Genomic DNA, 4,243 nt, shown 5'->3' with positions numbered 1-4,243 from the left:
TCTCTAATCTATCTTTTTTATAAAGCCTATAAGATGCAAAAACTTCATAACGAAATTTCTTTGAAAATAATCTTTTTGCGCTATCAACAGCCCTATAAAATTTCTCTGCTATACGTTTATATTCGTTATTGACTAAAGTTAAATCTTGGGTAATTAAATAAATATCCTGATATAAATGGCGGTGGTAGGTAAGCCACCAAACTAAAATTTCATCTTTTTTATCTTTAAAAAAGTTATGGCACTCATCAAGAACAAATACGCAGCCATATAAATTTAACTCTTTGGCTTTTTCATTAACTTCATTATCAGTTGCACCATTTTTATAAAGAGCGTATAAATTTCTTAAGCCTAAATAGAACTCATCAAAATCGAACTTTTTAAATTTGTCGGATAACTCAAACTTGAACTCATTTATATTTGTGTAGCAAAATGAATAATTAGGCTTTTCTTTAGGCTTAACAAATTTAGATAAAAATGTTTTCTTTGGCTCAAATAAAAAGATCTGATAAATCATATATACTGCGTAATATGTTTTACCACTTCCAGGGTTGCCAACTAAATAAGTAATCATTTTTAAAGCTTTGCAAGAATAAACGTAACAAGAGTTTCACGAACAAATCTAAAAACAGTAATGCCTATTTTTGTAGCATAAATTATAAAGAAAGAAAGAAAAATAGGCGAAAATATAGAAAAGACATCACAAAAAGCACCCCAAGCCCCAAGAGATTTTAAAACAGCTAAAGCAGTCGTTACGATCTTTTCATTACCTACTGAAAGATTATTGACATAATCAATAATATAGTTAAATTTAGAATAGATGAAGTTAATAATATAAATAACTGCAACAGCATAAGACAAAACAAGAGTTGTCAAGATGCCATTAATAATAACCATTTTAGAAAATGTAATAGCTCTAAAAGCATAATTAATAAATCTTTCCCATTTAAAAAAGCCAAATAGATTAATAATTGTTGTAATAATTGCAGGCATATCCTACCACCCCATAAAAGTAAAAATGAATAGCTTAGCTATTAAAAATAAGAACAACAAAAAGAAAGCTATAAAGAAAAAGACATAAAGAGAAGAAGCGATCGGCGAAAGAAAGCTACAAAAATCGAAAGCAATTTTTTTCTTAAAAAAGATCATATCTATATCAAAGCTTAAAGGGCAAGTATTAGGGATATTGCCCCTATTTAATTTCATTAAATTACCATTTTTAATTTTTGAAATACTATCGCTTAAGCTTTGTTTAATATCTTTTACAAAGCTAAAATTATCTTCGACGTTATTAGAATATTTAGATAATGTATCTAGCTCACTTTTCTTTAAATCATCGTAATCTAAATTACCAGCAGCGGTATTACTATCATTATTGCCACCACCACCGCCGCCATGTCCGCCACCTTTATCCTTGCCGTCGTCTTTGCCGTCCCCTTTGTCTTTGCCGTTATCTTTTCCACTATCTCCACCAGGTGAAACAGTGCCGCCACCGCTATCAGTTGAGCCACTACCACTAGAGCCACCACCGCCAGGCGTAGTATTGTCTTTATCCTTATCTTTGCTTGGATCTTCTTTGTCTTTGTCTTTATTTGGATTTTCCTTGTCTTTATCCTTATTTGGGTCTTCTTTTTCTTTATCCTTATCTTTATTAGAATTTTCTTTGCTTTTATCAAATTTGAAAGTAATTAATGTTTCATTTTTGCAATGAGCATTAACAATATTAGGTTTATTAGGATCCCAAGCATAACCAGGATTATAAGAAGAACCAATACCAGCGCAATAACACCTTGCAATATCATCTATTGTTAAAGCACTTGAGCAATCTATACAAGCATAATCAGAAGTAAAGAATTTATGATTATCTTCATCAGTGCAATCAACCACACAAGCATTAGTTTGAACATTCCATAATTGACCAGCTGGACAAGAATCGACACATTGCATAGTGTCAGTGTTAAATTCTTGATTTAAAGAACATCTAGCAACTTCTTTGGGATTGAAAACAATAAAATCATAATAAGTAAACACTGGATCTTTTGGATAATCGGAAACAACATAACGTTCATAATCGCCAATACTACCACGCTGACCAAAGCGACCAACTCTACTATTGCCACCTATATAAACATGACCAAAACCAACATAAAAACCTGGCTTATGTGAGCCAGCAAAATAATAAGCTTCTTGTCTAATTGTAAAAGAATAGATAAAGTAATAACCAATTTCAGGCGATCTAAGACCATAATAATTATTACCTTTTAAAAATTTGCCATCGATAGGCTTGAAAGCGCTAGGCAAATTATAATCACGCATAACATAATAATAGCCGTTATCGCCATTTTTAGAAAAAGCAAGAGAGCATAAAAGAGATAAGAAAATGAAAGATCTAATTAGAAATTTCACCATAAAGCCTTATAAAAATCTTTTTGTTAAAAGAGTTAAAGCGGCACAAATAGGCAAAGATAAGATTAAGAACCAAATAAAAATCGAAAAGAAGTAATCAAAAGCAGGGATACCAATAACACTAAACATTTTAAACACCTTTTTACATTTTGGATAAGATTATGAAGATAAACAAGCAGACCAAGAAACCACATAAAGCACCAGTAAGCGACATTAAGAAGTTATATTGCTCTATTGATAAATCAAGATAAACTTTATCCATAAAATTAAATCCTAATAAAAACCTGACGCACTTCGCTTGTCGGCTTAAAGCTTTGCTTTGCACTCTGCTTTAAGCTTTAAAATTTATGTGCTAACTTTTTAAAAGACTAAATGAAGCAGTTATTCCAAATATTAAAGCAAAGAAAACAATCACAACGCCATAAAAAGAATTTAAAAATATTCCAAATTTAGTAATGTCTATAAAATCAAAATACATTCTTAAATCATTTAATCTTTTAAAAAATTAGCCCCAATTAAGGGGCAAAAATTATCTAAGAAGTCCAAGACCCTTTTTAACTGCAAAGATAGCAGCTAAAGCAACGATAACAGCACTAGCAACACCCATAAATGGAGCAACACTAAGATCGCCAGTTACTGTGCCATCTGATCCCAAGCTAATACCAGCAGCAAATACATTACTTGTTAATGCAGTTAATGCCGCAACGCCAGCCACAACTTTAGATTTTGTAGAAGAAAGAAAATTTTTCATCTCAAACCCTTTTTTATTGAAATTTAGTAGCCTTAACTACTTATTTAAGGAAACACGCTTAAATAAATAGTTAAAGGGGCTAAACCCCTTTTTTATCTATTTATGGAACTTTTATCTTTGAAATCTTGCTTTAGAGCAAAGAAAAGACCGAAGCCAACACAAACAAAAATAGTAATAAAAGAAATTAAAATAGCGTCAGATATAACATCAAACATTTTTATAATTGCCTTTGCCTATTATTTGTTTTCAGGCTTTTTCGCTGGCTTTGTATCAAACAAAAAATATTCAATCGGATTTGCTATTGTGATAATTCTTTGATCGTTAGGGAAGCCACCTTCAACCGGTATTTCTTCGCCTTTTTTAAATTTTTCTTTTATTGCAGCCGCTACAAGTCCAGCGGTATTGTTATCTGGGCAGATTATTTTAAAAACAACTTTTTGCTCTACTTCGTCAGTAAAGCCAGTCTTTTCATTAACAACGTCATAGATATTTGATGAAGAAATACGGACAGAAGAAGAGTAATCATTACCTTCAAACTTACCAGAAGCCGAACTTCTAACAAGACCACCCCTAAGAACATACTTTAAATCATATTCAGATTTAACGATTTGCATTTTTAACACCTTTTTTTAATTTATTTTTTTTGAAACACCATTTAACATAGCCCCGAAAAGGTGTTTCGTCCAAACGGGGCTAAAATAGTTTAATGCCATATTCAGGGCAAAACCTATGCAATTTTTGATATAATTTTGTTGCGAACAAAAATCAAAAAATTATGCACAATAATTGTGCATTTGGATAATGAAATGTTAAATAAAAAACCCTTAAAAATTAATAAAATGCAAAATAATTTGTCAAAAAGTATGAAAAATGACTAGACAAGAATTAGCAGAAAAATTAAACATTACTAGAAATACACTCACAAATTGGGAAAAAGAAAAGCCAGAATTAATACGGCTAATAAATCAAGGTTTGGCACTAGATGAACAAATTTTAGAAACAAAAAAATTTCTAGAAAGATTAGAAAAAATAAGAGAAAAAGCAAACAATGGAAAAATAAATATTAAGATAAATAAACAAGAGGAATAA

6 protein-coding genes are annotated in these 4,243 nt (G+C 30.7%); 1 reads left to right on the top strand and 5 read right to left on the bottom strand.

Features of this window, described 5'->3' with window-relative positions; all coding sequences use genetic code 11:
- From CVS92_RS08820 to CVS92_RS08800, 5 genes are all read right to left on the bottom strand, one after another.
- Positions 1 to 571, bottom strand: a 571-nt coding sequence (locus CVS92_RS08820; protein WP_234398738.1) for a zonular occludens toxin domain-containing protein, incomplete at its 3' end; no start/stop codon positions are given.
- A 2-nt stretch (positions 572 to 573) separates the two neighbouring features.
- Positions 574 to 990 (bottom strand): hypothetical protein, encoded by a 417-nt coding sequence (locus CVS92_RS08815; RefSeq protein WP_199906431.1) that lies wholly within the window; start codon positions 988 to 990, stop codon positions 574 to 576.
- Positions 991 to 993: 3 nt separating this feature from the next.
- Entirely contained in the window at positions 994 to 2,403 is a 1,410-nt protein-coding gene (locus tag CVS92_RS09085) for a hypothetical protein (RefSeq protein WP_199906430.1), read from the bottom strand.
- 529 nt (positions 2,404 to 2,932) lie between these two features.
- Positions 2,933 to 3,154, bottom strand: coding sequence for a hypothetical protein (locus CVS92_RS08805; RefSeq protein WP_107789203.1), 222 nt, complete (start codon positions 3,152 to 3,154; stop codon positions 2,933 to 2,935).
- Between the two features lie 236 nt (positions 3,155 to 3,390).
- On the bottom strand, positions 3,391 to 3,768 hold the full coding sequence (locus CVS92_RS08800) for a hypothetical protein (protein WP_107789202.1): 378 nt from the start codon (positions 3,766 to 3,768) through the stop codon (positions 3,391 to 3,393).
- Positions 3,769 to 4,024: 256 nt separating this feature from the next.
- Here CVS92_RS08800 and CVS92_RS08795 point away from each other — a divergent pair, with 256 nt between their 5' ends.
- Positions 4,025 to 4,243, top strand: a complete 219-nt coding sequence (locus CVS92_RS08795) for a helix-turn-helix domain-containing protein (RefSeq protein ID WP_087576946.1) — start codon at positions 4,025 to 4,027, stop codon at positions 4,241 to 4,243.

The sequence above is a fragment of the Campylobacter concisus genome, assembly GCF_003048555.1.
GTDB lineage: Bacteria > Campylobacterota > Campylobacteria > Campylobacterales > Campylobacteraceae > Campylobacter_A > Campylobacter_A concisus_AO.
This window is presented reverse-complemented; position numbering and strand designations above follow the sequence as displayed.

Excerpts from the sequence above, each read along its gene's own strand:
- CVS92_RS08815 (WP_199906431.1), bottom strand. The coding sequence starts at position 990 with ATGCCTGCAATTATTACAACAATTATTAATCTATTTGGCTTTTTTAAA.
- CVS92_RS08805 (WP_107789203.1), bottom strand. The coding sequence starts at position 3,154 with ATGAAAAATTTTCTTTCTTCTACAAAATCTAAAGTTGTGGCTGGCGTT.
- CVS92_RS08800 (WP_107789202.1), bottom strand. The coding sequence starts at position 3,768 with ATGCAAATCGTTAAATCTGAATATGATTTAAAGTATGTTCTTAGGGGT.
- CVS92_RS08795 (WP_087576946.1), top strand. The coding sequence starts at position 4,025 with ATGACTAGACAAGAATTAGCAGAAAAATTAAACATTACTAGAAATACA.